General features: G+C 68.3%; 24 protein-coding genes and 1 tRNA gene. 17 read left to right on the top strand and 8 right to left on the bottom strand.

All coding sequences use genetic code 11. The annotated features are described in order from the left end of the window. Window positions 1–106: 106 nt before the first annotated feature. Window positions 107–802, bottom strand: a complete 696-nt coding sequence (locus tag VBO01S_RS15480; RefSeq protein WP_062475899.1) for a TetR/AcrR family transcriptional regulator — start codon at window positions 800–802, stop codon at window positions 107–109. Window positions 803–963: 161 nt separating this feature from the next. On the opposite strand from VBO01S_RS15480, the gene VBO01S_RS15475 reads away from it, so the two are divergent. The 10 genes from VBO01S_RS15475 (at window position 964) to VBO01S_RS15430 (ending at window position 10,893) form a co-directional block, all read left to right on the top strand. Continuing rightward, window positions 964–2,505, top strand: coding sequence for a sigma-54 interaction domain-containing protein (locus VBO01S_RS15475; protein WP_062475896.1), 1,542 nt, complete (start codon window positions 964–966; stop codon window positions 2,503–2,505). Continuing rightward, complete coding sequence (locus tag VBO01S_RS15470) at window positions 2,502–2,768, top strand: hypothetical protein (RefSeq protein WP_062475894.1); 267 nt, start codon at window positions 2,502–2,504, stop codon at window positions 2,766–2,768. The genes VBO01S_RS15475 and VBO01S_RS15470 overlap by 4 nt, the downstream gene beginning before the upstream one ends. Window positions 2,769–2,924: 156 nt before the next feature. Further along, window positions 2,925–4,112, top strand: a complete 1,188-nt coding sequence (locus VBO01S_RS15465; protein ID WP_062475891.1) for a substrate-binding domain-containing protein — start codon at window positions 2,925–2,927, stop codon at window positions 4,110–4,112. A gap of 256 nt (window positions 4,113–4,368) precedes the next feature. Next, a complete protein-coding gene (locus tag VBO01S_RS15460; RefSeq protein ID WP_082818156.1) occupies window positions 4,369–5,823 on the top strand; it encodes an extracellular catalytic domain type 2 short-chain-length polyhydroxyalkanoate depolymerase in 1,455 nt (484 codons plus the stop codon). A gap of 49 nt (window positions 5,824–5,872) precedes the next feature. Then, window positions 5,873–6,637 (top strand): ABC transporter ATP-binding protein, encoded by a 765-nt coding sequence (locus VBO01S_RS15455; RefSeq protein ID WP_062475886.1) that lies wholly within the window; start codon window positions 5,873–5,875, stop codon window positions 6,635–6,637. Next, window positions 6,634–7,362, top strand: a complete 729-nt coding sequence (locus tag VBO01S_RS15450; RefSeq protein WP_062475883.1) for an ABC transporter ATP-binding protein — start codon at window positions 6,634–6,636, stop codon at window positions 7,360–7,362. Before VBO01S_RS15455 ends, VBO01S_RS15450 begins: the two co-directional genes overlap by 4 nt. Then, on the top strand, window positions 7,359–8,339 hold the full coding sequence (locus VBO01S_RS15445; RefSeq protein ID WP_062475880.1) for a branched-chain amino acid ABC transporter permease: 981 nt from the start codon (window positions 7,359–7,361) through the stop codon (window positions 8,337–8,339). The genes VBO01S_RS15450 and VBO01S_RS15445 overlap by 4 nt, the downstream gene beginning before the upstream one ends. 13 nt (window positions 8,340–8,352) lie before the next feature. Further along, a complete protein-coding gene (locus VBO01S_RS15440; RefSeq protein WP_062475876.1) occupies window positions 8,353–9,420 on the top strand; it encodes a branched-chain amino acid ABC transporter permease in 1,068 nt (355 codons plus the stop codon). Beyond that, the gene (locus tag VBO01S_RS15435; protein WP_370681114.1) at window positions 9,417–10,334 is read left to right on the top strand and encodes an alpha/beta fold hydrolase; all 918 of its coding nucleotides are present in this window, start codon (window positions 9,417–9,419) and stop codon (window positions 10,332–10,334) included. Before VBO01S_RS15440 ends, VBO01S_RS15435 begins: the two co-directional genes overlap by 4 nt. Window positions 10,335–10,386: 52 nt before the next feature. Beyond that, window positions 10,387–10,893 carry a DUF1993 domain-containing protein gene (locus VBO01S_RS15430; protein WP_062475874.1) on the top strand — a complete coding sequence of 169 codons (507 nt, stop codon included), beginning with the start codon at window positions 10,387–10,389 and terminating at the stop codon, window positions 10,891–10,893. A gap of 6 nt (window positions 10,894–10,899) precedes the next feature. Here VBO01S_RS15430 and VBO01S_RS15425 read toward each other — a convergent pair whose 3' ends face one another. Together VBO01S_RS15425 and hemH are read right to left on the bottom strand one after the other, a co-directional pair. Next, on the bottom strand, window positions 10,900–11,751 hold the full coding sequence (locus VBO01S_RS15425; RefSeq protein WP_062475871.1) for a class I SAM-dependent methyltransferase: 852 nt from the start codon (window positions 11,749–11,751) through the stop codon (window positions 10,900–10,902). Continuing rightward, entirely contained in the window at window positions 11,748–12,788 is a 1,041-nt protein-coding gene (gene hemH / locus VBO01S_RS15420) for a ferrochelatase (protein ID WP_062475868.1), read from the bottom strand. Before hemH ends, VBO01S_RS15425 begins: the two co-directional genes overlap by 4 nt. Window positions 12,789–12,803: 15 nt before the next feature. On the opposite strand from hemH, the gene VBO01S_RS15415 reads away from it, so the two are divergent. Further along, the gene (locus tag VBO01S_RS15415; RefSeq protein WP_062475865.1) at window positions 12,804–13,535 is read left to right on the top strand and encodes an HAD family hydrolase; all 732 of its coding nucleotides are present in this window, start codon (window positions 12,804–12,806) and stop codon (window positions 13,533–13,535) included. Between the two features lie 10 nt (window positions 13,536–13,545). On the opposite strand, the gene VBO01S_RS15410 is transcribed toward VBO01S_RS15415, so the two are convergent. After that, complete coding sequence (locus tag VBO01S_RS15410; RefSeq protein WP_062475864.1) at window positions 13,546–13,851, bottom strand: NIPSNAP family protein; 306 nt, start codon at window positions 13,849–13,851, stop codon at window positions 13,546–13,548. Between the two features lie 108 nt (window positions 13,852–13,959). Here VBO01S_RS15410 and VBO01S_RS15405 point away from each other — a divergent pair, with 108 nt between their 5' ends. Further along, window positions 13,960–14,601, top strand: coding sequence for a LysE family translocator (locus VBO01S_RS15405; protein ID WP_062475861.1), 642 nt, complete (start codon window positions 13,960–13,962; stop codon window positions 14,599–14,601). Between the two features lie 18 nt (window positions 14,602–14,619). On the opposite strand, the gene VBO01S_RS15400 is transcribed toward VBO01S_RS15405, so the two are convergent. Genes VBO01S_RS15400 through hpnC form a run of 4 tightly spaced genes read right to left on the bottom strand, consistent with a single transcriptional unit; the run spans window position 14,620 to window position 18,020 of the window. After that, complete coding sequence (locus tag VBO01S_RS15400) at window positions 14,620–14,928, bottom strand: hypothetical protein (RefSeq protein ID WP_062475859.1); 309 nt, start codon at window positions 14,926–14,928, stop codon at window positions 14,620–14,622. Further along, the gene (gene hpnE / locus VBO01S_RS15395) at window positions 14,925–16,190 is read right to left on the bottom strand and encodes a hydroxysqualene dehydroxylase HpnE (RefSeq protein WP_062475856.1); all 1,266 of its coding nucleotides are present in this window, start codon (window positions 16,188–16,190) and stop codon (window positions 14,925–14,927) included. The genes VBO01S_RS15400 and hpnE overlap by 4 nt, the downstream gene beginning before the upstream one ends. Before the next feature lie 19 nt (window positions 16,191–16,209). Further along, window positions 16,210–17,049 (bottom strand): presqualene diphosphate synthase HpnD, encoded by an 840-nt coding sequence (gene hpnD / locus VBO01S_RS15390; RefSeq protein ID WP_062475853.1) that lies wholly within the window; start codon window positions 17,047–17,049, stop codon window positions 16,210–16,212. Further along, entirely contained in the window at window positions 17,046–18,020 is a 975-nt protein-coding gene (hpnC, locus tag VBO01S_RS15385; RefSeq protein ID WP_169805057.1) for a squalene synthase HpnC, read from the bottom strand. The genes hpnD and hpnC overlap by 4 nt, the downstream gene beginning before the upstream one ends. A 19-nt stretch (window positions 18,021–18,039) precedes the next feature. Here hpnC and VBO01S_RS15380 point away from each other — a divergent pair, with 19 nt between their 5' ends. The 5 genes from VBO01S_RS15380 to tig all read left to right on the top strand — a co-directional run bounded on the left by VBO01S_RS15380 (window position 18,040) and on the right by tig (window position 26,094). Continuing rightward, window positions 18,040–19,962 (top strand): potassium transporter Kup, encoded by a 1,923-nt coding sequence (locus tag VBO01S_RS15380; RefSeq protein ID WP_442267804.1) that lies wholly within the window; start codon window positions 18,040–18,042, stop codon window positions 19,960–19,962. Window positions 19,963–20,083: 121 nt separating this feature from the next. Beyond that, window positions 20,084–21,286, top strand: a complete 1,203-nt coding sequence (locus VBO01S_RS15375) for an efflux RND transporter periplasmic adaptor subunit (protein ID WP_062475847.1) — start codon at window positions 20,084–20,086, stop codon at window positions 21,284–21,286. Then, a complete protein-coding gene (locus VBO01S_RS15370; RefSeq protein ID WP_174543667.1) occupies window positions 21,283–24,462 on the top strand; it encodes an efflux RND transporter permease subunit in 3,180 nt (1,059 codons plus the stop codon). Before VBO01S_RS15375 ends, VBO01S_RS15370 begins: the two co-directional genes overlap by 4 nt. Before the next feature lie 205 nt (window positions 24,463–24,667). Then, a tRNA-Leu gene (locus VBO01S_RS15365) sits at window positions 24,668–24,754 on the top strand. 26 nt (window positions 24,755–24,780) lie between these two features. After that, complete coding sequence (tig, locus tag VBO01S_RS15360; protein ID WP_062475844.1) at window positions 24,781–26,094, top strand: trigger factor; 1,314 nt, start codon at window positions 24,781–24,783, stop codon at window positions 26,092–26,094. Window positions 26,095–26,128 lie beyond the last annotated feature (34 nt).

Genomic DNA, 26,128 nt, shown 5'->3' with positions numbered 1-26,128 from the left:
GCGGGGAAGGGCGCCTGCACCGCGGCGGGCGGGCGCGTCAGGCCGCAGCCGGCAAGGCCGAGGCCCAGCGGCAGGCTCAGAACAAGGGCAATCCGTCGGAGTCGTCTCATGGCTTCTTTCTCTGCTCGGCGGCCACCTGGCGGCGGCGTGCGGTTTCGGCCTGGACCAGCGCCATCGCGTAGCCCGTGAGCCGGTCGGCCCAGGTGTCGATGGCGCGCGGCGTGCGCAGCAGCGACGGGCGCAGGGCCTCGATGAAATCCTGGCTCACGTACAGCTGCATCGACAGTCCCGTGATCGCGAAGGTCAGGCGGTGGATGTCGTCGTCGGCGCGCTCCACCTGCAGGTGGCGGCACAGCAGCTCGACGATGGCGCGGTGCGGGCCCTTGATGTCGCGTTCCAGTTCCTTGGCCCACTGGCTGGTGGGCTCCAGCATCTCGCGCATGTGCAGCTGGATGCACTGGCGCACGATCTCGCCCTGCTTGAGCGGATCGATCATGGCCGCCATGCAGATGCGCAGCGTGTCCTCGAGCGACTGGCCGGGCACGTTGCAGGCGGCCACCAGGTCGTTCGAATCGCTGCCCATCGGCTCGTTGAAAGTGGCGGAGTACAGCCCCTCCTTGTCGCCGAAGTAGTAGCTGATGGCCGAGACGTTCACGCCGGCCTCGCGCGCGATCTCGCGGATCGAGGTCTTGGCGAAACCGTTCTGGGCGAACAGCCGCAGCGCGGTGTGCAGCAGGCGGTGGCGCGCCTCGGCGCCGTCGCTGCGGGGGGCGCGGCGCGGCGAGGGCACGGGCGTTGGCATTGGCGTTGGGGTGAGGGGGTCCCTGGCGTTCATCGGCGCGATTAGAGCATGATTGAAATCAAACGATTGATTTACTTAAGGCTTGCTGAAGGCTTTTGTTTTTGGTTGCATGTGGGCCTGCGCGCGGCAGGGGCGGGGGCCGCACACAGTACGATCCGCGCATGTCCGTCGCTCCCTCTGCCGCCGCACCGCCGCCCGCCTTGCCCCTGGACGCCGAAGGCATCCTCGCGCTCGCCGCGCGCTCGATGTTTCATCTGTTTTCGAGCATCAGCCAGGGCATGTTCCTGGTCGACCGCAGCGGGCGCATCGTCTGGGTGAACGAGGGCTACCGGCGCTTCCTGCCGGCGCTGGGCTTTTCGTCCATCGACGAGTTCATGGGCCACATGGTCGAGGACGTGATTCCCAACACCATGATGCGCCGCGTGCTCGAAACCGGCGAGCCGATCCTCATCGACCTGCTGACCAACAAGGCCGGCACCTTCGTCGTGAGCCGCATCCCGTTGCGCGAGGAGCGCGAAGACGGGGAGGGCCTGGGCAAGGTCATCGGCGCCATCGGCATCGTGCTGTTCGACCAGCCCGAGACCACGCTGCAGCCGCTCATCAGCAAGTTCGCGCTGCTGCAGCGCGACCTCGACGACGCCCGCCGCGAGCTGGCCAGCCAGCGCAACAACCCGCTGTACCAGCACGCGCCCGACGGCCAGCGCCGTTCCAAGTACACCTTCGCGAGCTTCATCGGCAGCAGTCCGGCGGCCGTGGAGGTGAAGCGCCACGCGCGCCGCGCCGCGCAGTCCACCAGCCCGGTGCTGCTGCTGGGCGAGACCGGCACCGGCAAGGAGCTGCTGGCACATGCGATCCATGCGTCGTCCACGCGCGCCAAGGGGCAGTTCGTCAGCGTCAACATCGCGGCCGTGCCCGACACGCTGCTCGAGGCCGAGTTCTTCGGCTTCGCCCCCGGCGCCTTCACTGGCGCCGACAAGCGCGGGCGCGAAGGCAAGTTCAAGCTGGCCGATGGCGGCAGCCTGTTCCTCGACGAGATCGGCGACATGCCGCTGGGCCTGCAGGCCAAGCTGCTGCGCGCGCTGCAGGAAGGCGAGATCGAGCCGCTGGGCTCCAACAAGCTGATTCCCTTCGACGCCCGCGTGATCGCCGCCACTTCGCGCGACCTGCCCGAGCTGGTGCGCCGCGGCCTGTTCCGCGAAGACCTGTATTACCGACTCAACGTGCTGCCGCTGCGCGTGCCACCGTTGCGCGAGCGGCGCAGCGACATCCCGGCGCTGGTCGAGGCGCTGGGCGAAGACATGGCGCTGCGCAGCGGCGAGGCCCCGCCCGAGCTCACGCCCGACGCGCTCGCGCTCCTGGCCGGCCAGCACTGGCGCGGCAACATCCGCGAGCTGCGCAACGTGCTGGAGCAGGTGACGATGCGCAGCGACTCGCAGCGCATCGACGCGGCGCAGCTCGAACGCATCCTGCGCGAAGCGGGGCTGGAGCAGATCGAGGCGCCCGACACCTCGCACAGCCTGCGCGATGTGGACCAGGAAGCCGCGTTGCTGCGCCCGCTGTCGCAGCAGGTGGCCGAGCTGGAACGCAAGGCGATCGCCGCCGCGCTCGAAAGCACCGGCGGCAACAAGCTCGCGACCTCGCGGCTGCTGGGCATCTCGCGCGCCACGCTGTACGAGCGCATGACGGGGATGGGTCTCTCATGAGCGTGAAGGCACTGCGCTCCACCTTCGGCCCGAACTGCCACTGGTGCGGGCTGCCGATGGACTTCGACGAGCCGCACGGACGCCCCGAGTCGGCCACCATCGAACACCTGCTCGACGCCACGATGGGCGGCGTGCGCCAGCAGAAGCACCGGCGCCTCGCACATGCGGTGTGCAACCACACGCGCAACGAGCTGCGGATGCGGGCCGAGCGCGAGTTCGAAAACTGGCTCGCGGCACGCCGCGACTCTGCTGGGAAACCCTGACTGATCAGCAGACAGTTGTCTGAAAAAAAGACAACGCGAATGCACTGAAATCAGGCGAAACCGGTTGCGCCCGAATGAGGAAGCCTTTGTTATCAATGGCTTAGGCGGGTGGCACGAACTGTGCAATATTCAGTCACCTTTATCAGGAGACAAGACATGCACCGTCGCCACCTCATCGCCCTGGCCGCCCTGGGCGCCACCGTTGCCACCATGCCCGCCTGGGCCCAATCGAACGAGATCCGCATCGCCCACGTCTACAGCAAGACCGGCGCGCTGGAGGCCTACGGCAAGCAGACGCAGACCGGCCTGATGATGGGCCTGAACTACGCCACCGGCGGCACGATGATGGTCAACGGCAAGAAGCTCGTGGTCATCGAGAAGGACGACCAGGGCAAGCCCGACCTGGGCAAGTCGCTGCTGGCCGCCGCGTACTCCGACGACAAGGCCGCGCTCGCGGTCGGCCCGACCGCTTCGGGCGTGGCGCTGGCCATGCTGCCGGTGGCCGAGGAGTACAAGAAGATCCTGATCGTCGAGCCCGCCGTGGCCGACTCGATCACCGGCGACAAGTGGAACAAGTACATCTTCCGCACCGGCCGCAACTCGAGCCAGGACGCCATCTCCAACGCCGTGGCCATCGACAAGGCCGGCGTCACCGTTGCCACGCTGGCGCAGGACAACGCCTTCGGCCGCGACGGCGTGAAGGCCTTCGGCGCCGCGCTGAAGAAAGCCAAGCTCGCCCACGAGGAATACCTGCCGCCCGCCACCACCGACTTCACGGCCGGTGCGCAGCGCCTGATCGACAAGCTCAAGGACCAGCCGGGCCGCAAGATCATCTGGATCGTCTGGGCCGGCGCGGGCAACCCGTTCAAGATCGTCGACCTCGACCTGAAGCGCTACGGCATCGAGATCGCCACCGGCGGCAACATCCTGCCGGCCATGGCGGCCTACAAGTCGCTGCCGGGCATGGAAGGCGCGGCCTACTACTACTTCGGCATCCCGAAGAACCCGGTGAACGAGGCGCTGGTCGCGGCCCACTACAAGGAATTCAAGACGCCGCCGGACTTCTTCACGGCCGGTGGTTTCTCGGCCGCAATGGCGGTGGTGACGGCGCTGAAGAAGACCAACGGCGACCCCAACACCAACAAGCTCATCAGCACCATGGAAGGCATGAGCTTCGACACGCCCAAGGGCAAGATGACCTTCCGCAAGGAAGACCATCAGGCGATGCAGTCGATGTACCACTTCAAGATCAAGGCCGACCCCGCCTTCGCGTGGGGCGTGCCGGAGCTGGTGCACGAGATCAAGCCGGAAGAGATGGACATCCCCATCAAGAACAAGAGGTAAGAGCTCGCCCCCAGGCTGCGCGCACTTCGTGTCGCTACGCCAACCCCCTACCGGGGGCAACACCAGCGGCCCGGCAAAGCCGGTTCCGCGGTGTTCACTTGAACATGCGGCGACTCAGAAATCGCTGCTTCCCTTTTCGCCCCGGATGGCCGCCGGGCGAAGCGCCAGCCTGCGTCCGCGCCAGCTGTCGTGTGCCACGGTCAATTCGTCAGTCTGCAAGCAAGCGTTCGATCAAACACAACAGAAGGAGACAGCGATGCCAGCGATGCGATGGAACAACTGGAAGGGGTTTGCCGCAGCAGCGGTGATCACGGCGGCGGCGCAGGCCGCGACGGCGGCCGTGCCGCTGCCGGCACTGGGCGCCAACCCGGCGGAGGTGAGCGTGTCCGGCCTGTCGGCCGGCGGCATCATGGCGGTGCAGCTGCACGTGGCCTACTCGGCCACCTTCAAGCGCGGCGCGGGCGTGGTTGCCGGCGGTCCGTATTACTGCGCCGAAGGCTCGGTGCTCAACGCCACCGGGCGCTGCATGACGCACAGCACCAGCATCCCGGTCTCCACGCTCGTGAGCACCACCAACAGCTGGGCCGCCAGCGGTGCGATCGACCCGGTGTCGAACCTCAGCAACTCCAAGGTCTACCTGTTCTCGGGCACGTCCGACAACACCGTCAAGCAGCCGGTGATGGACGACCTGAAGACGTACTACCAGAGCTTCGTGCCGGCCGCCAACACGGTCTACAAGAACAACCTCGGCGCCGGCCACGCGATGGTCACCGACGACTACGGCGGCGCCTGCAGCACCACGGCCGCGCCGTACATCAACAACTGCGGCTTCGACCTCGCGGGCGAGATCCTCACGCAGCTGTACGGTCCGCTGAACCCGCGCAACAACGGCGCGCTGGGCGGCACCTTCACCGAGTTCAACCAGTCGGAGTTCGTCTCCGGCCACGGCGTGGCCGCCACCGGCTGGCTCTACGTGCCGCAGGCCTGCACCACCACCTCGTGCCGCGTGCACCTGGTGCTGCACGGCTGCAAGCAGAACTACACGGACGTGAGCGACCAGTACGTCAAGAAGACGGGCTACAACCGCTGGGCCGACACCAACAACATCATCCTGATCTACCCGCAGACCAGCACCGCGGCCACCAACAGCTGCTGGGACTGGTGGGGCTACGACAGCGCCAACTACGCCAAGAAGTCGGGCCCGCAGATGACCGCCATGAAGGCCATGATCGACCGCGTCACCGGTTCGGCCGGCGGCGGCGGGCTGCCGGCGCCCACCGGCGTGGGCACCTCGGGCGCGACCAGCAGCAGCATGGTGATCGGCTGGGCCGGCGTCTCGGGCGCCAGCGGCTACAACGTGTACCGCGGCGGCAGCAAGGTCAACACCTCGCCGGTGACGGGCACCAGCTACACCGACACCGGCCTGGCCGCGTCGACCACCTACAGCTGGACCGTGGCCGCGCTGAACGCGAGCAACGTCGAAGGCGCGATGTCGGCGGCCGCCACGGGCGCGACCACGGCGGGCCCGGGCGGCGGCGGAACCTGCTACACCGCGAGCAACTACACCCACACCATCGCCGGGCGCGCCTATGCGCTGTGGGGTCTGACCTATGCCAACGGCTCGGGCCAGTCGATGGGCCTGTGGAACATCTACGCCATGACCACGCTGAAGCAGACGGGTACCAACTACTACGTGATCGGCACCTGTTGAGGCCGTTCACCCTGCACTGTTTTTTTCGATTCGCAAGGACCTTTCCACAATGCTTGAGACCCGGGATCTGACCATCCGCTTCGGAGGGCACGTGGCCGTCAACAGCGTGAGCTGCGCATTCGCGCCAGGCACGCTGACGGCCATCGTCGGCCCCAACGGCGCGGGCAAGACCACTTACTTCAACCTGATCTCCGGGCAGCTCAAGGCCACGGCCGGCACGGTGTCGCTCGACGGGCAACCGTTGTCGCACCTGTCGCCGTCGGCGCGCACGCACGCCGGGCTGGGGCGCGCGTTCCAGCTCACCAACCTGTTCCCGAACCTCACGGTGCTGGAGAACGTGCGGCTCGCGGTGCAGGCCACGCGCGCCGGCGCCCACCGCCACGGGCTCAACCTGTGGAGCATCTGGAGCGACCACAAGGCGCTGACCGAACGCGCCGAGCAGATCCTGGCCGACGTGGCGCTCGAGCCGCGCGCGCACGCCACGGTGGCCAGCCTGCCGCACGGCGACCAGCGCAAGCTCGAGGTGGCGCTGCTGATGGCGCTCGAACCCAAGGTCTTCATGTTCGACGAGCCCACGGCCGGCATGCATGCGGCCGAGGCGCCCGTCATCCTCGACCTGATCCGCAAGCTCAAGCAGGACAAGACCAAGACCATCCTGCTGGTCGAACACAAGATGGACGTGGTGCGCGAACTCGCGGACCGCATCATCGTGTTGCACAACGGCACGCTAGTGGCAGACGGCGAACCGGCCGAGGTGATCGCCTCACCGGTGGTGCAGGAGGCCTACCTGGGCATCGCGAAGGAGGCCGCATGAGCACCGACAACTTGCTGACCCTGGAAGGCGTGCAGACGCACATCGGGGCCTACCACATCCTGCACGGCGTCGACCTGGCCGTGCCCAAGGGCCAGCTCACCATGCTGCTGGGCCGCAACGGCGCGGGCAAGACCACCACGCTGCGCACCATCATGGGCCTGTGGCATGCGTCGCAGGGCAGGGTGCAGTTCGCCGGCAAGGACATCACGGCCCTGCACACGCCGCAGATCGCCGAACTCGGCGTGGCCTACGTGCCCGAGAACATGGGCATCTTCTCCGACCTCACGGTGAAGGAGAACATGGTGCTGGCCGCGCGCGGCGCCAAGAACGCCGACGCCATCGACGACACGCGCCTGAAGTGGATCTTCAAGCTCTTCCCTGCGGTCGAAAAATTCTGGAACCACCCGGCCGGCAAGCTGTCGGGCGGACAGAAGCAGATGCTGGCCGTGTCGCGCGCCATCGTCGAGCCGCGCCAGCTGCTCATCATCGACGAGCCCAGCAAGGGCCTGGCGCCCGTGATGATCAACAACATGATCGAGGCCTTCGGCGAGCTCAAACGCAGCGGCGTGACGATCCTGCTGGTCGAACAGAACATCCACTTCGCCCAGCGCCTGGGCGACACCGTCGCGGTGATGGACAACGGCCGCGTGGTGCACAGCGGCTCGATGGCCGCGTTCTCCGCCGATGCGCAACTGCAGCAATCGCTGCTCGGACTCGCCCTATGAAACTCGACTTCGACTGGAAGCCTCTGCTTCTTGCCCCCATCCTCGCGCTCGTCGCGCTGCCGCTCACGGGCTCGGTCTCGACCTGGCTCACGCTCACGGTGGCGGGGCTGGCGATGGGCATGATCATCTTCATCATCGCCTCGGGCCTCACGCTCGTGTTCGGCCTGATGGACGTGCTGAACTTCGGCCACGGCGTGTTCATTGCGCTGGGCGCCTTCGTGGCCAGCAGCGTGCTCGGCCTCATGGGCGACTGGACCGGCTCGGGCGAGCTGTGGCGCAACCTCGTGGCCGTGTTCCCGGCCATGCTGGCCGCGATGGCGGTGGCCGGTGCCATCGGCCTGGCCTTCGAGCGCTTCATCGTGCGGCCGGTGTACGGCCAGCACCTGAAGCAGATCCTCATCACGATGGGCGGCATGATCATCGGCGAGGAGCTCATCAAGGTGATCTGGGGCCCGGCGCAGATTCCGCTGCCGCTGCCCGAGGCGCTGCGCGGCTCGCTGCTGATCGGCGACGCCGCCATCAGCAAGTACCGCCTGCTGGCGGTGGCCGTGGGCGTGGTGGTGTTCGGCGTGCTGGCCTGGACGCTGGGCCGCACCAAGATCGGCCTCTTGATCCGCGCCGGCGTGCAGGACCGCGAGATGGTCGAGTCGCTGGGCTACCGCATCGGGCGCCTGTTCGTCGGCGTGTTCGTGGTGGGCAGCGCGCTGGCCGGCCTGGGCGGCGTGATGTGGGGGCTGTTCCAGCAGAACCTGGTGCCGCAGATGGGCGCGCAGGTCAACGTGCTGATCTTCATCGTGATCATCATCGGCGGGCTGGGCTCGACCGGCGGGGCGCTGCTCGGCGCGCTGCTGGTGGGGCTCATGACCAACTACATCGGCTTCCTGCTGCCCACGCTCACGCAGTTCGCGAGCATCTTCCTCATGGTGGCCGTGCTGCTGTGGCGCCCGCAGGGCGTGTACCCCGTGGCGAACCGTTGAGGAGAAAGCCGTCATGTTCCTGAAACGACTTCTCTCCAACGACATGCCGCGCAGCCGCCTGCTGGCGCTGCTGCTGCTGGCCCTGTTCCTGGCGCTGGCCTTCGCGCCGTTCTTGTTCCCGGGCGTGAAGGCGCTCAGCGTCGCGGCCAAGATCCTGGTGTTCGTGGTGCTGGTCGCGAGCTTTGACCTGCTCTTGGGCTACACCGGCATCGTGAGCTTCGCGCACACGATGTTCTTCGGCATCGGCGCCTACGGCATCGCCATCTCGGCCTCGCGGCTGGGGCCCAACTGGGGCGCGGTGCTGGTGGGGCTGGGCGCGTCGCTCGCGATCTCGCTGGTGCTCTCGCTGGCCATCGGCTTGTTCTCGCTGCGGGTGCGCGCGATCTTCTTCGCGATGATCACGCTGGCCGTGGCCTCGGCGTTCCAGACGCTGGCCTCGCAGCTGTCGGACTTCACCGGCGGCGAAGACGGCCTGACTTTCAAGCTGCCCGAGCTGATCTCGCCGAGCTTCGAGTTCGCCGAAGAGCCGTTCCTCGGCGTCTCGCTCGACGGGCGTCTGCTGTGCTACTACCTGCTGTTCGTGGCGGCGGTGGTGCTGGTGCTGGCGATGCTGCGCATCGTGAACTCGCCCTTCGGCCGCGTGCTGCAGGCCATCCGCGAGAACGAGTTCCGTGCCGAGGCCATCGGCTACCGCGTGGTGGTGTACCGCACCACGGCGGCCGTGCTGTCGGCGCTGTTCGCCACGCTGGCCGGCGCGATGCTCGCCATCTGGCTGCGCTACAACGGGCCGGACACCTCGCTGAGCTTCGAGATCATGATCGACGTGCTGCTCATCGTGGTGATCGGCGGCATGGGCACGATCTACGGCGCGGCCATCGGTGCTGTGCTGTTCGTGGTGGCGCAGAGCTACCTGCAGGACCTGCTGCGCCTGGGCAACGAGGCCGCCAGTGGCCTGCCGTGGCTCGCGGCGCTGCTGTCGCCCGACCGCTGGCTGCTGTGGCTGGGCGTGCTGTTCGTGCTGTCGGTGTATTACTTCCCCACGGGCATCGTGGGCAAGCTGCGGGCGAGGGCGGCGAAATGAGCGACGGCAAGAACAACAGCACCATGACGCCGTCATCGCACATCTCGCCGACATCGCACTACGCGCAACTCGCAGGCCGTGAAATCCACTGGCTCGACTGGGGCCCCGCCAACGCCCCCGTCGTCATCGCCTGGCACGGCCTGGCGCGCACCAGCCGCGACATGGACGAACTGGCGCAGCACTTCGCGGCGCGCGGCTTCCGCGTGATCTGCCCCGACACGTTGGGGCGCGGCCTGAGCCAGTGGAGCCCGTCGCCCGACGACGAATACACGCTCGCGTTCTACGCGCGCCTGGCCAATGCGCTGTGCGACGAGCTGCGGCTGGGCCGCGTGCACTGGGTGGGCACCTCGATGGGTGGCGCGATCGGCACGGTCTGCGCGTCGGGCCTGTTCGAGCCGCGCATGAAAGCGCGCATCGCCAGCCTCACGCTCAACGACAACGCGCCGCAGCTCGCGCAGGCCGCCATCGAGCGCATCCGCGCCTATGCCGGCGACCCGCCGGCCTTCGACACCGTGGCCGAACTCGAGGCCTTTTTCCGCACCGTCTACAAGCCCTACGGCTGGCTCAGCGACGCGCAGTGGCGCCGGCTGACCGAAAGCTCCACGCGTCGGCTGGCTGACGGCCGCGTCACGCCGCACTACGACCCGGCCATGGTCAGGCAGTTCAGCGCGCACGACAACGACTACCTGATCTGGCCGCACTACGACGTGATCGAGGCGCCGGTGCTGTGCCTGCGCGGCGCCGAGTCCGACCTGGTGCTGCCCGAGGTGCTCGACGAGATGCACCGGCGCGGGCCGGGCGCGGCCGGGCGCCTGCAGGTGATCGAGGTGCCGGGCTGCGGCCATGCGCCCGCGCTCAACGTGCCGGAACAACTGGACCCGATCGAGGGGTTTATCCGCGCGGCCGGTCGTTGAAGGCAGGGCGCGATCACAATCGCGCCGACTTCAACTCCAAGATCACCTCGCCATGGCCCTCTCGATGTACGACCTGTCCGTGCCGGTTTTCACCCGCGGACTCGGCCAGCTGACCCACCTGCTCGACAAGGGCCTCGCGCATGCGAAGGCCCAGGGCATTGATCCGGCGACGCTGGTCGACGCGCGCCTCGCGCCCGACATGCTCACGCTGGCCGGCCAGATCCAGCGCGCGAGTGACGCCTCCAAATTGGGCACGGCGCGCATCGCGGGCATTACGGCCCCGAGCTTTCCCGACGAAGAGAAGACCTGGGACGACCTGCTGGCGCGCATCGTGAAGACGCAGGATTTCCTGGCCGGCGTGGACCGCACGCTCATCGACGGCCACGAAGAACGCCCCGTGACCATCAAGGCGCGCGAAGGCGAAGCGCACTTCACCGCGCAGCGCTACCTGCTGCAGTTCGCGCTGCCGAATTTCTTCTTCCACGTGACCACCGCCTACGACGTGCTGCGCCACAAGGGCGTGCCCATCGGCAAGCTGGATTACCTCGGCCGCTTCTGAGTTTGTTCAGGCGCGGCGTGCCGCCAGCGCGTACATGAGCGGAATGCGCGGCATGCCTTCGGGCGGGGCCATGCGCCGCCCGCCGAGTTCGCGCATGCCCTCGAAGGGCTTCCAGCCGTTGGTGTACGGGTACTCCTCGAAGCGCTCGATGGCCAGGCCCGCCTGTGCGAGCGCGGTCGTCACCTGGCCCACGCCCCAGGTGAACTCGAAGCTCGGGTGCGGGTTGCGAAAGCCTTGTACGCCGGGCATCGGCCGGTCGTCGGCCACGAGGCCGTCGCCCGACTCGGCCACGTAGTCGCCCACGCCTTCCTCGGGCACGGGCGCGTCGTTGAAGTAGTCGTAGTGGAACCTCCACTGCGGGTCGAACACCAGCGCGAACGGGTGGAACTCGACGATCACGAAGCGACCGCCGGGTTTGAGCAGCTGTGCCACGCCGCGCGCCCAGGCGCCGATGTCGGACAGCCAGCACAGCGTGCCGTACGAGCAGAACACGAGGTCGTGGCGCTCGCCGCGCGCGGCGGCAGCCTCGAAGTAGTCGTAGACGTCCGAGCGCTCGAAGCGCGCCGCAATGCCCGACTCGGCCGAGAGCCGGGTGGCGAAGTCGATGGCCTCGTCGGAGATGTCGACGCCGGTCACGCGGGCGCCGCGGCGCGCGATGCTCAGGCTGTCCTGGCCCGCGTTGCACTGCAGGTGCAGCACCGAGAGGCCGTTCAAGTCACCGAGCAGGGCGCTTTCCTCGGGGAAGAGCGTGGAGCCGCCCGCGCGGAAGAAGGCGGCCTGGTCGCCCTTGTGGCTGTTGTGCGCGACCGTGGCGGCGTTCCACGATTGGCGGTTGGCTTCGTGCAGGTCTTTCTTCATGGCGTGGTCGTGTCGGGTCGGGTGGGCCAGCCCGCCAGGTGACGTTCGGCGATGCCCGTGAGCGCGGTGATCCACGCCGGGCTGTCGTTGAGGCAGGGGATGTAGCCGAAGCGCTCGCCGCCCGCGTGCAGGAAGGCTTCGCGGCCTTCCATCGCAATCTCTTCGAGCGTTTCGAGGCAGTCGGCCGGAAAGCCCGGGCACACCACGTCGACGTGCTTCACGCCGCTGGCGCCGAGTTCGCGCAGGGTGGGCTCGGTGTAGGGCTCGAGCCACTTGGCGCGGCCGAAGCGCGACTGGAAGGTCGTGCGGTACTGCGTGGACGCCAGGCCCAGCCGCGCCGCGAGCAGGCGCGCGGTCTCGAGGCACTGCGCCTCGTAGGGATCGCCCAGCGCGATGTTGCGCGCGGGAATGCCGTGGAAGCTCATCACCAGCAGCTCGCCGCGGCCTTCGGTCTTCCAGTGCTTTTCGATGCCTTGCGCGAGCGCTTCGATGTAGGCCGGGTCGTCGTGGTACTGGTTGACGAAGCGGAACTCGGGCACGTGGCGCTGGCGGTGGCTCCAGGCGTTCACGGCGTCGATCACGCTGGCGGTGGTGGTGGCCGAGTACTGCGGGTAGGCCTGCAGCACCAGCACGCGCGTGGCGCCCTCGGCCTGCAATGCATCGAGCCGCGAGGCGATCGACGGGTTGGCGTAGCGCATCGCGTCGCGCACCGTCACGCGGTGGCCGCGTTCGCCGAGCCAGCCGGCCAGCAGGGTGGCCTGCTTCTGTGTCCAGACCTTGAGCGGCGAGCCCTCGGGCAGCCAGATGCTTGCGTACTTGGCGGCCGACTTCGCGGGCCGCGTGCGCAGGATGATGCCGTGCAGGATCAGCGCCCACAGCACCCTGGGAATCTCGACCACGCGCGGGTCGCCCAGGAAGTCGGCGAGGTAGGGGCGCACCGCGGCGGCGGTGGGCGCATCGGGCGAACCCAGGTTGCACCAGAGCACGGCGGTGCGGTCGTTCTTGCTGTTCTGACTGTCTTGGGGGGCGAGAGGCATGCGATATTCTCGGGCATGACTTCCGCTTCCCCGGCGCCCGGCGGCGCCACGCAGCTCGACATCTCGCGCATCTCGGCGATCACGCTCGACCTGGACGACACCCTGTGGCCGATCTGGCCGACCATCGAGCGGGCCGAGCGCGTGCTGCACGAATGGCTGTTGCGCGAGGCGCCCAAGACGGCCTCGCTGCTGCTCACGCCGGGCGTGCTGCGCGAGCTGCGCGAAGCCACCGCCAAGGAGCGCTCCGACCTCGCGCACGACCTGAGCGCGCTGCGCCGCGAGTCGATCCGCACGGCGCTCGTGCGCGCGGGCGAAGACCCGGCGCTGGCCGACCCGGCCTTCGACGCTTTCTTCGAAGAGCGCCAGCGCGTCACGCTGTACGACGACGCACTGCCGGCGCTCAAATGGCTCAGCGAACGCTACCCGCTGGTGGCGGTGTCGAACGGCAACGCCGACCTCCACAAGACCGGCGTCGGCCGGTGGTTCCGCACCGCCTTCAATGCGCGCACCTTCGGCAGCGGCAAGCCGCACGCGCCGATCTTCCGTGCCGCGGCGGCCTCGGTCGGCCTGCTGCCGAAAGACGTGCTGCACGTGGGCGACGATGCCGCGCTCGACGTGGTGGGCGCGCTCAACGCCGGCATGCAGGCCGCCTGGCTGGTGCGCGACGAGCGCCCGTGGGAGCACGGCGCGCGTCCGCAGCTGATCGTGCCCAACCTGCACGCGCTGTGCATCGCGCTGGGCGCCTGAACCTCCGCGGTCAGCGGAACACGGGTCGGAAGAAGCTGCGTTCGTAGCTGACGATGCAGCGCGTTTCCTCCGCGTAGCGGAAGGCAGCCTGGCAGTCGGCGTCCTGCATCGAGTCGGCCCGGTAGGTTTCGTACGCGGCCAGGCTCGGGAAGCTGAACATCGCCAGCGCCACGTTGTTCGCGCCTTCGGACGGCAGGAAGTAGCCGTGGTGCTGGCCGCCGAACTTCTCGACCAGCGGAATCCAGAGCTTGCCGTAGTGCTCGAATTCCTTGAGCTTGAAGGGATCGACGATGTAGCGCAGGTAGCAGGTGATCATGGGTGAGGAGCGTCAGGGGACTATCGGCGCGGCCCGAGCGGCGCGCGGCTGCCCGGACTATAGTTTTGCGACGGCCTTCTTCCACTGCTTTCGCGCGAATTTCCTCCCATGCATCTCTCCACCTGGCTCCTCTTTTGCGGCGTGACCCTGGTCGTCGCCTTCACGCCCGGCCCGGCCGTGCTGCTCGCGGTCTCCAACGCCATCTCCGTCGGCCCGCGCCGCGCGATGATCAGTTCGCTGGGCAACGCCTGCGGGCTCTTCCTGGTCTCGGCCGCCGCGATGGGCGGGCTGGGCGTGGTGCTCAACACCTCGGCCACGGCCTTCATGGTGCTGAAGGTGGCGGGTGCGGGCTACCTCGTGTACCTGGGCATCCGGCAGTGGCGCAGCCGCACGAGCGTGTTCGCCGAGCTGCAACCGTCGGCCGCGCCGGCACCTTCGCGTTCCGCGCGCCGGCTGTTCGGGCATGGCGTGACGGTGGCGCTGACCAACCCGAAGGGCATCCTGTTCTTCTCGGCGCTGTTCCCGCAGTTCCTCACGCACGACGCGCCGATCCTCACGCAGTTCGCCGTGCTCACCACGACCTTCGCGGCCGGCTCGGTGCTGGCGCATGGTTCGTACGTGCTGTTGGCGCGCCTGCTGAAGAAGCAGTTCGCGAACCCCAAGCGCGCGCAGCTGTTCAACCGCGTGTCGGGCGGCGCCTTCGTGCTGCTGGGGTTGAGCCTGCTGCGCCTGCGCAACAAGACGGCCTGAGAAGGCCGCCGACTTTCTTCAGTCGAGCCGGAAACGCTCTCGCAGCGCCGCGCAGAAATCGGTGGTGCCGCTGAGCGAGAGCGTGAGGGTGTCCAGGCGCGGGTTGTCTTCCCGCGTGCGCTGCACGTCGCAGTCCCACACCGCACCGTCGTCGAGCGCGCCGCGCGCACCGGGGAAGGTGGCCTCGGCCCAGGCCAGCACCTGCGCGATCTCGGCTTCCACCTCGGGCGTGCGCTCGGGCGGGGTCGAGGCCATGGCGTCGAAGGTGCCGTGGTCTTCGGTGTCTTCGCTGTAGTCGAAATCGAGGTAACGCAGGGTCGTGGTCATGGGGTGGCAAGTGCGCGCGCGACGGCCAGTCCGTTGAGGACGGCGCCTTCGAGCGTGGCGGGATAGGGGCCTTCGGTGTAGTCGCCGCAGGCCTGCAGCCCCGGTGCGATGGCGGCCGGTGGGCGGGCCAGGCCGGGCGTGCAGGCGAAGGTGGCGCGCTTCTCGACCACGGTCTGGATCGGCGTGAGGCCGGGCTGCCCGAGCTGCGCGCCGGCTTGCGCGAGCACCTGTTTCTCGAGCGTCTCGCGCGGCGTTTCGTTGGCGCTCACAACGAAGGCGAGCACGCCTTCTGGTCCGCCGAGCTGGCCGCGATCGAACACGAACTGGGCCGGTGCGATGCCCGGCTGGCTGCGCAGCGCAAGCATCGGCTCGGCCAGCGGCGCGGCGCCGCGCACGTAGACCGTGGCAATCGCCTCGAAGCGCAGCGATTCGGTGACGTTGCACCAGCGCGAAGCGGCCGGCAGGCCGGTGGCACGCACGAGCCGCGCCGCGTCCCAGGGCGCGCAGGCCAGCACGGCCTGGTCGAAGACCTCGTCATCGATGCGCCACTGGTCGCCTTCGGGCGCGATGGCGCGCACGCGGTGGCCGATGTGCGCGGTAGCGCCGTGCCGCGCGAGCCAGGCCAGCGCGGCATCGGGCAGCAGGGCGCCGAGGTCCACGCGCGGCAACAACAGGTCGGCGCCGCCGCGTCCACTGAACAGCGCATCGTGCAGCACGCGCAGGAACACCTGGCCGCTCGATTGCGGCACGGGCGTGTTGAGCGCCGAGACGCACAGCGGCTCGATGAGTTCGTGCATCACGCGCGGCGTGAGGCCGGCGCACAGCGTGGCAACGCTGGTGCCGGGCGCGCAGCGAAAGCCCGCGAGGCGCCAGCGCACGGCGGTGGCCAGCAGCGCGGCCTTGTCGCGCCAGGTCCAGCCGCGCGCGGTGAAGATGCCGATCAGCAGATCGAGCGGCGGCGGCCGGCCCGCGGGCAGCTGCAACCCGCCGCCGTCGGCAAAGCGCAGCGACAGCGGCAGGCGCTGCAGGGCGGTGTCGACATCGACCCCCACGTCGCGCATGAGCGCCAGCGTGGCGGTGTAGGCGCCGATCAGGATGTGCTGGCCGTTGTCCAGCGCCATGCCGTGCATGTGATCGACCCGCCGCGCGCGTCCACCTGCCATCGGCGCGGCTTCGAACAGGGTGACGGCGTGCCCGAGGCGCGTGGCCTCGACGGCGCAGGCCAGGCCGGCCCAGCCGGCGCCGATGACGGCGAGCCTCATGGGCACGAAGGGTGGGGCGTCATATCCGGCCCAGCGCCTGGACTTTCCAGGCCAGCCAGAACTTGCGCACGGGCGTCAGGCTGATGCGCTGGTTGAGCACCTGGAAGTCGTCGCGCTCGATCTCGCGCAGCAGCGTGCGGTAGATGCTGGCCATCATCAGGCCGGGTTTCTGCGTGCGGCGGTCGGCCAGCGGCAGCAGGGCCAGCGCCTCGTCGTAGGCGGCGTGGGCGCGCTGGGCCTGGAACTTCATGAGCGCGACGAAACGGTCGGAGTGCACGCGGTTCAGGATCTCGTGCGCCTTCACGTCGAACTGCTGCAGCTCGTTGACCGGCAGATAGATGCGACCGCGCAGCGCGTCTTCGCCGACGTCGCGCAGGATGTTGGTCAGCTGCAGCGCCAGGCCGAGCTTGTGGGCGTAGGCGGTGGTCTGCGGATCGGTCTGGCCGAAGATGCGCGCCGCCACCTCGCCAACCACGCCGGCCACCAGATGGCAGTAGCGCGCGAGGCCGGGAAAGTCGAGGTAGCGGGTCTGGTCCAGGTCCATCTGGCAGCCGTCGATCACTTCGTTGAGCTGGCGCGCCTCGATGCCGTAGGTGGCGGCATGCGGCATGAGCGCCTGCATGACCGGGTGGCGCGGCGTGCCGGCAAAAGCCTGGGCGACTTCGGTGCGCCACCAGGCGAGCTTGGTGGCCGCCACGCCGGGGTCGGAAACCTCGTCGACCACGTCGTCGACCTCGCGGCAGAAGGCATAAAAAGCCGTGATCGCGGCGCGCCGCGGCTTGGGCAGGAACAGGAAGGCGTAATAGAAACTGCTGCCCGAAGCGGCGGCCTTGTCTTGCACGTATTGCTCGGGATTCATCGGGGAGGCGCTGCTTTCATGGGCCGTGATTGTCTCCGCATCCGCCATGCCTTCCAGAGCAGCACGGGCGCGTCGGCCTTGCCGACGGTGGGGCGCTGCGTGAAGGTGTCGAAGCCCAGGTCCTCGATCTTGTCCAGGATGCGCAGGCCACCCTGCACGACCAGGCGCAGCTCCCAGCCCACGCGGCCCGGCAGGCGGTGCACGAGCGGGGCGCCCTCGGTCATGAGCTCGCGCGCCCAGAAGGCCACCACCGCTATCAGATTGATAGCTTCCTGCGGCGGCGGTGCGGAAGACAGCGGCGCGAAGACCTTGAAATGCTCCGAGGTCAGCCCGCGCCGCGCGCAGTCGGTGCGCGGAAAGTAGAAGCGCCCGCGCGGCAGGTCGACGCTCGGGTCCTGCCAGAAGTTGATGAGCTGCAGCGCGCTGCAGATGGCGTCGCTCTGGGCCAGCGCCTGCGCGTCGGTCACGCCGTACAGGTGCAGCAGCAGCCGGCCGACCGGGTTGGCCGAGCGGCGGCAGTAGTCGAGCAGCTCGGCGCGGTCGGCGTAGGTGCCGCGGTCGCGGGTCTTCTCGATGTCCTGCATGAAGGCGCTGAGCAGGTCGGCGAGTAGGTCTTCGGGCAGGCGGTACTGGCCGATGGCCCAGGCCAGCGGGCCGAACACATGGGGCCAACGCGAGTCGGGCAGCGCGTCGCCGCGCGCGGCGGCGGCCAGTTCCTCGCGGTAGGCGTGCAGCTCGGCCAGGCGCACATCGGGCGAGGCGTCGCCCTCGTCGGCGATGTCGTCGGCGGTGCGGGCGAAGTGATAGATCGCGGCGATCGGTGGGCGCAGGTGCGGCGGGCACAGCCACGAGGCCACGGGAAAGTTTTCGTAATGGGCCGGCGCGGCGGCATGGGGGGGAGTGGCGGACACGCCACGATTGTCGGCGACGTCATGTCCGGGCACTATGCTGGCGGCGTCGCCACTTTCCATCTCTCTTTCGCCCATGACGATGAAAGCAACTGCCGCGGCTTCCGGGACTGCGCTTCCCGCTTCGGGCGACACCGCACATCCGGCCGGGCCGGGGCTGATGATCGCGGCGCTGGGCGTCGTCTTCGGCGACATCGGCACCTCGCCGCTGTACGCCTTCAAGGAGACGATGAACCCCGAGCACGGCGTGCCGTTCTCGCCCGACGCGGTGCTGGGCCTGCTCTCGCTGATCTTCTGGGGCCTGATGTTCGTGGTGACGCTCAAGTACGTGGTGTTCGTGCTGCGCGCCGACCACGACGGCGAGGGCGGCATCCTGGCGCTGCAGGCGCTGGCGCGCAACGCCGTTTCCGGCCCGAAGACCCGACCCTGGGTGTGGCGCGGAATCGGGGTTCTGGGCCTGGTGGGCGCGGCCATGTTCTACGGCGACAGCCTCATCACGCCGGCGATCTCGGTGCTGTCGGCGGTCGAGGGCCTGGAGGTGCAGGCGCCGGTGCTGCAACGGGTGGTGATCCCGATCACGCTGGCGATCCTCGTCGGGCTGTTCATGGTGCAGAAGAAGGGCACCGGCGTGGTCGGCAGGATCTTCGGGCCGGTGATGCTGCTGTGGTTCCTGGTGTTGGGCGTGGCAGGGCTGTGGCAGGTGCTGCAGCAGCCGCAGGTGCTGGCGGCGCTCGACCCGCGCCGGGCAGTGGGCTTCCTGGTCGAGCACCGGGCGCAGTCGCTGGCCGTGCTGGGCGCGGTGTTCCTGGCGTTCACGGGCGGGGAGGCGCTGTATGCCGACATGGGGCACTTCGGCGCCAGGCCGATCCGTCTCGCGTGGCTCTTCATCGCGCTGCCGGGGCTGGTGCTCAACTACTTCGGGCAGGGCGCGCTGGTGCTGGCGAACCCGGCGGCCATCGACAACCCGTTCTTCCGGCTCTTTCCGTCGTGGGGCGTGCTGCCGATGGTGGTGCTGGCCGCCATGGCCACGGTGATCGCTTCGCAGGCGGTGATCTCGGGCGCTTTTTCGCTCACCGCGCAGGCGATGCGCATGGGCTACCTGCCGCGCATGCGCGTGGTGCAGACCTCGGGCACGGCCATCGGGCAGATCTACGTGCCAGCCGTCAACTGGTTGCTGATGGTCGGCGTGCTGCTGCTGGTGCTGGGCTTCCGCAGCTCGGGCGCGCTGTCGGCGGCGTATGGCATCGCGGTGTCGATCACGATGGTGACGACCACATTGCTGGCCGGCATCGTGGCCTGGGGCCTGTGGCGCTGGAACAAGGTGGCGGTGGCGGTCGGCGTGGCGGCCTTCGCGGCGGTCGACCTGACCTTCGTGGTGTCCAACAGCCTGAAGGTGGCCGAGGGCGGCTGGCTCACGCTGGCGGTGGCGGCCGGGGTGATGGTGCTGTTCACCACCTGGGCCAAGGGCCGGCGCCTGGGCTTGGAGGCCGCAGCCGCCGACAGCCTGCCGCTGCGTCCCTTCGTCGAGTCGCTGGCGCTGAACATGCCGCACCGGGTGAGCGGCACGGCCGTGTTCCTGAACCCCGACGCCACGGCGGTGCCGCATGCGCTGCTGCACAACCTCAAGCACAACCAGGTGCTGCACGAGCAGGTGATCGTGCTGCGCGTGCTCTCGTGCGACACGCCGCGCGTGGACGCGCGCCTGCGCATCGAGGCCGAGCAGCTGATGGACGGCATCTGGGTGGTCACGGCGCGGCACGGCTTCATGGAGCGGGCCGACGTGCCCGAGTTCATCCGCATCCTGGCCTACCAGAAGACCCTGGCCATCGACTCGATGAAGACCTCGTACTTCGTCTCCCGCGCCTCGGTGGGCGAGGAGAACCTGCCGGGCATGAACCCGGTGCGACGGGTGCTGTTCGGCTGGCTGCAGCGCAACGCGGGCCGGGCATCCGATTACTTCGAGCTTCCCGACAACCGGCTGGTGGAAATGGGGCAGAGAACCTAGCGCAGACATTGCTGTCGACATGGTCAACTGACCCGCGGGTCATTGACACTGTTTAACGTTTACCCTAGATTACTAACCGGTGGGTCATTAATGGCCCGGTTCCTTTCTTCTTGGGTGTCTCATGACCGCCTCCGCCGCCTCACTCCGTGCCCGCAGCGCCGCCTGGCTGCTGCTTCCCGCCATCTTTCTGGCCGGCTGTTCGCCGAAACCGCCTGCCCAGGAGCCCGTGAGGGCGGTCAAGTTCGTGACCGTCGGCACCAGCGACTACGACGCCCAGCCCGAGTTCTCGGCCGAGGTGCGGGCCAGGGTCGAATCGCGCCTGGGCTTCCGGGTGGCGGGCAAGATCATCCGCCGCCAGGCCGAGCTCGGCCAGCACGTGCAGGCCGGCCAGGTCTTGGCTCAGCTCGATCCGCAGGACTACCGCCTGGCCGCCGAGGCCGCCCGCGCCCAGCAGGCCGCCGCGCTGACCAACCGCGACCTCGCAGCCGCCGACCTGAAGCGCTACACCGAGCTGCGCTCGCAGAACTTCATCAGCGGCGCCGAACTGGAGCGCCGCGAAACCACCTGGAAGGCCGCGCAGGCCCAGCTTGAACAGGCGCAGGCGCAGCTGGCCTCGCAAGGCAACCAGGCCAGCTACACGACGCTGGTGGCCGACGTGGCGGGTGTCATCACGGCCATCGAGGCCGAGCCGGGCCAGGTGGTGCAGGCCGGCACGCCGGTCGTGCGCATCGCCCAGGACGGCGCACGCGACGTGGTGTTCGCGGTGCCTGAGGACCGCGCCGCGCTGATCAAGCCCGGCTCGCCGGTCGCGGTGCGCGGCTGGTCCGGCGGCGAGGTGCTGCAGGGCCAGGTGCGCGAGGTGGCGGCCAGTGCCGACGCGGTCACGCGCACCTACTCGGTCAAGGTGTCGATCGACGCCGCGACCTCGCCGGCGCTCGGCGCCACCGTTTATGCCCGGCCGCAGGCGCTGGCGCGCACCGACGTGGCGGTGATCAAGCTGCCGACCAGCGCGCTGCGCCAGGAAGGCAAGGGCTCGGCGGTCTGGGTGCTCGACAAGGACAGCATGACCGTGCGCTCGCAGCCGGTGCAGGTGGTCACGGCCGACGGCAATGAGGCGGTGATCGGCTCGGGCCTGTCGACCGGGATGATGGTCGTGGCCGCGGGCGTGCACGTGCTGTCTCCGGGGCAGAAGGTCACCATCTACCAGTCGAAGGAGGCCATGGCGGCCGCCGCCAATGGCCAGCAACAGGCGCAGGCGAAGCAGCAGGCCGTCGAGGCCGTGGCCGCGACGAAGAAGGAGATCGCAACGGGTGCCGCCAAATGACGGAAGGCCCTGCGACCCCCGCAACCCCTGCGACAACTCCGGCGTCCGAGTACAAGTCGCCCGGCTTCAATCTTTCCAAATGGGCGCTGGACCACGCGCCCCTCACGCGCTACCTGATGGTGGTGCTGATGGTGCTGGGCGCCTTCGCGTACTTCCAGCTCGGCCAGGACGAAGATCCGCCGTTCACCTTCCGTGCGATGGTGGTGCGCACCTACTGGCCCGGCGCCACCGCGCAGCAGGTGGCCGAGCAGGTCACCGACAAGCTGGAGCGCACGCTGCAGGAAGCACCGTACGCCGACAAGATCCGCAGCTATTCGAAGCCGGGTGAGTCGCAGATCATTTTCCAGATCAAGGACTCATCGAAGGCCGCCGAGGTGGCCAACGTCTGGTACACGGTGCGCAAGAAGATCGGCGACATGCGCGGCACCTTGCCCGCGGGTGTGCAGGGGCCGTTCTTCAATGACGACTTCGGCGACGTCTACGGCGTGATCTACGCGCTGGAGAGCGAAGGCTTCAGCTACGCCGAGCTCAAGACGCTGGCCGACGACGTGCGCCAGCAGCTGCTGCGCGTGAAGGACGTGGCCAAGGTCGACCAGTTCGGCGTGCAGGACGAAAAGGTCTTCATCGAGATCTCGCAGAAGCGCCTGGCCCAGCTGGGGCTCGACTTCAACGCCGTGCTGGCCCAGCTCGGCTCGCAGAACGCGGTCGAAAGCGCCGGCACGATCCAGTCGCCGCTGGACGTGGTGCAGGTGCGCGTGGGCGGCCAGTTCACCAGCGTCGAGCAGCTGCGCGAGATGCCGATCCGCGGCAGCTCGGGCAACCAGATCAAACTCGGCGACATCGCCGAGATCCGCCGTGGGTACGTCGATCCGCCGGCCGTGAAGGTGCACCACCAGGGCAAGGAAGTGATCGCGCTCGGTGTGTCGATGGCCAAGGGCGGCGACATCATCGCGCTGGGCAAGGCGCTCAAGGCCACCACCGCCACCATCGACCAGCGCCTGCCGGCCGGCGTGAAGCTGGCACAGGTGCAGGACCAGCCGGTGTCGGTGGCCAGCTCGGTCAACGAGTTCGTCGGCGTGCTCATCGAGGCCGTGGCCATCGTGCTGGCCGTGAGCATCATCGCGCTCGGCCTGCACAAGGGCGGGCGCTTCGGCTGGTACATCGACATGCGCCCCGGGCTGGTGGTGGCCATCACCATTCCGCTGGTGCTGGCCGTGACCTTCCTGGCCATGAACTACTTCGGCATCGGGCTGCACAAGATATCGCTGGGGTCGCTGATCATCGCGCTCGGCCTCCTGGTGGACGACGCGATCATTGCCGTGGAGATGATGGTGCGGAAGATGGAGGAGGGCTACGACAAGGTCCGCGCCGCCACCTTCGCCTACGACGTCACGGCCAAGCCGATGCTCACGGGCACGCTCATCACGGCGGCGGGTTTCTTGCCGATCGGCATCGCCAAGTCGGTGACGGGCGAGTACACCTTCGCGATCTTCGCGGTGACGGTGATCGCGCTGGTGCTGTCGTGGATCGTGTCGGTGTACTTCGTGCCGTACCTGGGCACGCTGCTGCTCAAGGTGAAGCCGCACGACCCCGATGCGCCGCCGCACGAGCTGTTCGACACGCCGTTCTACAACAGCTTCCGCCGCGCGGTGAACTGGTGCGTGCAGCACCGTTGGCTGACCATCGGCGCCACCGTGCTGATCTTTGCGCTGGGCATCGTCGGCATGGGCAAGGTGCAGCAGCAGTTCTTCCCCGATTCGAGCCGGCCCGAGATCATGGTGGACATCTGGTTCCCCGAAGGCACCTCGTTCGCCGCCAACGAAGAGGTGGCCAAGCGCGTCGAGCAGCGCGTGATGAAGGAAGAGGGCGTGAAGACCGTCAGCACCTGGATCGGCTCCGGCGTGCCGCGCTTCTACCTGCCGCTGGACCAGGTGTTTCCGCAGACCAACGTGTCGCAGCTCATCGTGCTGGCCAAGGACCTGAAGGTGCGCGAAACGTTGCGCCTGCGCCTGCCCGCCTTGCTGGCCGAGGAATTCCCCGAGGTGCGCGGCCGCGTCAAGCTGCTGCCCAACGGCCCGCCGGTGCCGTACCCGGTGCAGTTCCGCGTGATCGGCACCGAGCCCGCCCAGCTGCGCGCCCGCGCCGACGAGGTGAAGGCCGTGCTGCGCGAGAGCACCAACATGCGCGGCGTGAACGACAACTGGAACGAGTCGGTCAAGGTGATCCGCCTGGAGATCGACCAGGCCAAGGCGCGTGCGCTCGGCGTGACCAGCCAGGCCATCGCCCAGGCTTCGCGCACCATGTTCAGCGGCACCACGGTCGGCCAGTACCGCGAGAACGACCTGCTGATCGACATCGTGCTGCGCCAGTCGGCCGACGAGCGCGAGGCGATTTCGGACATCGGCAACGCCTACATCCCGACGACCACGGGCCGTTCGATCCCGCTCACGCAGATCGCCCGGCCGGTGTTCACCTGGGAGCCCGGCGTGATGTGGCGCGAGAACCGCGACTACGCCATCACCGTGCAGGGCGACGTGGTGGAAGGCCTGCAGGGCGCCACCGTGACCGAGCAACTGCTGCCGAAGCTGCGCCAGCTCGAAGCTGGCTGGCATGCGGCCGGGCAGGGTGGCTACCGCATCGAGGTGGCGGGCGCCGTGGAGGAAAGCTCCAAGGGCTCGGCCTCGATCGTGGCTGGCGTGCCGATCATGCTGTTCCTGGTGTTCACGCTGCTGATGCTGCAGCTGCACAGCTTCAGCCGCTCGCTGCTGGTGTTCATCACCGGCCCGATGGGCATCGCCGGCGTGGCCGCCGCGCTGCTGCTGCTGAACCGGCCTTTCGGCTTCGTGGCGCTGCTCGGCGTGATCGCACTGATGGGCATGATCCAGCGCAACGCCGTGATCCTGATCGACCAGATCGAGCTCGACCGCGCCGCCGGCGTGCCGGCCTGGGACGCGATCGTCGAGTCGGCCGTGCGGCGCCTGCGCCCCATCGTGCTGACCGCCGCGGCGGCGGTGCTGGCGATGATCCCGCTGTCGCGCAGCGTGTTCTGGGGCCCGATGGCCGTGGCCATCATGGGCGGGCTGATCGTGGCCACCGTGCTGACGCTGCTGGCGCTGCCGGCGATGTACGCCGCGGCCTTCCGCATCAAGCGGGAGCCGCAAACCGCTGCCGCCTGACAAGGCGCTTTTCACGGGCCGTTTTCGCGCGGCCCGTATCCCTTGCGCGAGAGTGGGTGAAATCCCCCAAAGGGGGAAGCCGGAAGGCCCCCATTCTTGCGTTTAAAATGCGCGGTTGACCGATTTCAGGCGGACGGTCTTGGGCCAGCGGTTTTTCCGCAGCGCCGAGGCCGTCCGCCTTTGCATTCACCTGAAATTTGGCATCGCGCGGGTGGCGAAATTGGTAGACGCACCAGGTTTAGGTCCTGACGTTCGCAAGAACGTGCCGGTTCGAGTCCGGCCCCGCGCACCAGCCACACCCCTCACAAGGAAGACACCATGACCGTGAACGTTGAAACTCTCGAGAAGCTCGAACGCAAGATCACGCTGACCCTGCCGGTCGGCACCATCCAGAACGAAGTCGATTCGCGCCTCAAGAAGCTCGCGCGCACCGTCAAGATGGACGGCTTCCGTCCCGGCAAGGTGCCGATGAACGTCGTGGCCCAGCGCTACGGCTACTCGGTGCACTACGAAGTCATGAACGACAAGGTCGGTGAGGCCTTCTCGCAAGCCGCGAACGAAGCCAAGCTGCGCGTCGCCGGCCAGCCGCGCATCACCGAGAAGGAAGAGTCGCCCGAAGGCCAGCTCGCCTTCGACGCGGTCTTCGAAGTGTTCCCCGAAGTCAAGATCAACGACCTGTCGGGCGCTGAAGTCGAGAAGCTGTCGGCCGAAGTCGGCGACGAAGCCATCGACAAGACCCTGGACATCCTGCGCAAGCAGCGCCGCACCTTCGCCCAGCGCGCCCAAGACGCCGTGGCCGAAGACAACGACCGCGTGACGGTCGACTTCGAAGGCAAGATCGACGGCGAGCCCTTCCAGGGCGGCAAGGCCGAAGACTTCCAGTTCGTCGTCGGCGAAGGCCAGATGCTCAAGGAATTCGAAGACGCCGTGCGCGGCATGAAGTCCGGCGACAGCCGCACCTTCCCGCTGTCGTTCCCGGCCGATTACCACGGCAAGGACGTGGCCGGCAAGCAAGCCGACTTCATGGTCACCGTGAAGAAGATCGAAGCTTCGCACCTGCCCGAAGTCAACGAACAGCTGGCCAAGTCGCTCGGCATCGCCGAAGCCACCGTGGAAGGCCTGCGCGCCGACATCAAGCGCAACCTCGAGCGCGAAGTGAAGTTCCGCCTGCTGGCCCGCAACAAGAACGCCGTGATGGACGCCCTGGTGGCCAACGCCGAACTCGACCTGCCGAACGCCAGCGTGCAGTCGGAAGTCGCCCGCATGATCGACGGCGCCCGCGCCGAGCTCAAGCAGCGCGGCATCAAGGACGCCGACAAGGCCCCGATCCCCGAAGAAGTGTTCCGCCCGCAAGCCGAGCGCCGCGTGCGCCTGGGCCTGGTCGTGGCCGAGCTGGTGCGTGCCAACGAACTGCAGGCCAAGCCCGAGCAGATCAAGGCCCACATCGACGAGCTGGCCGCCAGCTACGAGAAGCCGCAAGACGTCGTGCGCTGGTACTTCAGCGACAACAACCGCCTGGCGGAAGTCGAAGCCGTGGTCATCGAGAACAACGTGACCGACTTCGTGCTGGGCAAGGCCAAGGTCAACGAAAAGTCGGTGTCGTTCGACGAACTGATGGCGCAGCAGCAGTAAGCTGGTTTCCGTCGCTGCATGCAGCAACGCCGAT

Origin of the sequence: Variovorax boronicumulans NBRC 103145, from assembly GCF_001591345.1 — a bacterium.
Lineage (GTDB): Bacteria > Pseudomonadota > Gammaproteobacteria > Burkholderiales > Burkholderiaceae_C > Variovorax > Variovorax boronicumulans.
Note: the sequence above shows the minus strand (reverse complement) of the source record. Positions and strands in the feature narration are given on the sequence as shown.

What these genes read in the sequence shown, in the direction of transcription:
- hpnE (WP_062475856.1), bottom strand. Translation starts at nt 16,190, where the DNA reads ATGAGGCTCGCCGTCATCGGCGCCGGCTGGGCCGGCCTGGCCTGCGCC.
- VBO01S_RS15440 (WP_062475876.1), top strand. Translation starts at nt 8,353, where the DNA reads ATGTTCCTGAAACGACTTCTCTCCAACGACATGCCGCGCAGCCGCCTG.
- VBO01S_RS15375 (WP_062475847.1), top strand. Translation starts at nt 20,084, where the DNA reads ATGACCGCCTCCGCCGCCTCACTCCGTGCCCGCAGCGCCGCCTGGCTG.
- VBO01S_RS15435 (WP_370681114.1), top strand. Translation starts at nt 9,417, where the DNA reads ATGAGCGACGGCAAGAACAACAGCACCATGACGCCGTCATCGCACATC.
- hpnD (WP_062475853.1), bottom strand. Translation starts at nt 17,049, where the DNA reads ATGAATCCCGAGCAATACGTGCAAGACAAGGCCGCCGCTTCGGGCAGC.
- tig (WP_062475844.1), top strand. Translation starts at nt 24,781, where the DNA reads ATGACCGTGAACGTTGAAACTCTCGAGAAGCTCGAACGCAAGATCACG.
- VBO01S_RS15410 (WP_062475864.1), bottom strand. Translation starts at nt 13,851, where the DNA reads ATGATCACCTGCTACCTGCGCTACATCGTCGATCCCTTCAAGCTCAAG.
- VBO01S_RS15455 (WP_062475886.1), top strand. Translation starts at nt 5,873, where the DNA reads ATGCTTGAGACCCGGGATCTGACCATCCGCTTCGGAGGGCACGTGGCC.
- hemH (WP_062475868.1), bottom strand. Translation starts at nt 12,788, where the DNA reads ATGCCTCTCGCCCCCCAAGACAGTCAGAACAGCAAGAACGACCGCACC.
- VBO01S_RS15370 (WP_174543667.1), top strand. Translation starts at nt 21,283, where the DNA reads ATGACGGAAGGCCCTGCGACCCCCGCAACCCCTGCGACAACTCCGGCG.
- VBO01S_RS15450 (WP_062475883.1), top strand. Translation starts at nt 6,634, where the DNA reads ATGAGCACCGACAACTTGCTGACCCTGGAAGGCGTGCAGACGCACATC.
- VBO01S_RS15400 (WP_062475859.1), bottom strand. Translation starts at nt 14,928, where the DNA reads ATGACCACGACCCTGCGTTACCTCGATTTCGACTACAGCGAAGACACC.
- VBO01S_RS15430 (WP_062475874.1), top strand. Translation starts at nt 10,387, where the DNA reads ATGGCCCTCTCGATGTACGACCTGTCCGTGCCGGTTTTCACCCGCGGA.
- VBO01S_RS15415 (WP_062475865.1), top strand. Translation starts at nt 12,804, where the DNA reads ATGACTTCCGCTTCCCCGGCGCCCGGCGGCGCCACGCAGCTCGACATC.
- VBO01S_RS15480 (WP_062475899.1), bottom strand. Translation starts at nt 802, where the DNA reads ATGCCAACGCCCGTGCCCTCGCCGCGCCGCGCCCCCCGCAGCGACGGC.
- VBO01S_RS15460 (WP_082818156.1), top strand. Translation starts at nt 4,369, where the DNA reads ATGCCAGCGATGCGATGGAACAACTGGAAGGGGTTTGCCGCAGCAGCG.
- VBO01S_RS15405 (WP_062475861.1), top strand. Translation starts at nt 13,960, where the DNA reads ATGCATCTCTCCACCTGGCTCCTCTTTTGCGGCGTGACCCTGGTCGTC.
- VBO01S_RS15380 (WP_442267804.1), top strand. Translation starts at nt 18,040, where the DNA reads ATGAAAGCAACTGCCGCGGCTTCCGGGACTGCGCTTCCCGCTTCGGGC.
- VBO01S_RS15465 (WP_062475891.1), top strand. Translation starts at nt 2,925, where the DNA reads ATGCACCGTCGCCACCTCATCGCCCTGGCCGCCCTGGGCGCCACCGTT.
- hpnC (WP_169805057.1), bottom strand. Translation starts at nt 18,020, where the DNA reads ATGGAAAGTGGCGACGCCGCCAGCATAGTGCCCGGACATGACGTCGCC.
- VBO01S_RS15470 (WP_062475894.1), top strand. Translation starts at nt 2,502, where the DNA reads ATGAGCGTGAAGGCACTGCGCTCCACCTTCGGCCCGAACTGCCACTGG.
- VBO01S_RS15475 (WP_062475896.1), top strand. Translation starts at nt 964, where the DNA reads ATGTCCGTCGCTCCCTCTGCCGCCGCACCGCCGCCCGCCTTGCCCCTG.
- VBO01S_RS15425 (WP_062475871.1), bottom strand. Translation starts at nt 11,751, where the DNA reads ATGAAGAAAGACCTGCACGAAGCCAACCGCCAATCGTGGAACGCCGCC.
- VBO01S_RS15445 (WP_062475880.1), top strand. Translation starts at nt 7,359, where the DNA reads ATGAAACTCGACTTCGACTGGAAGCCTCTGCTTCTTGCCCCCATCCTC.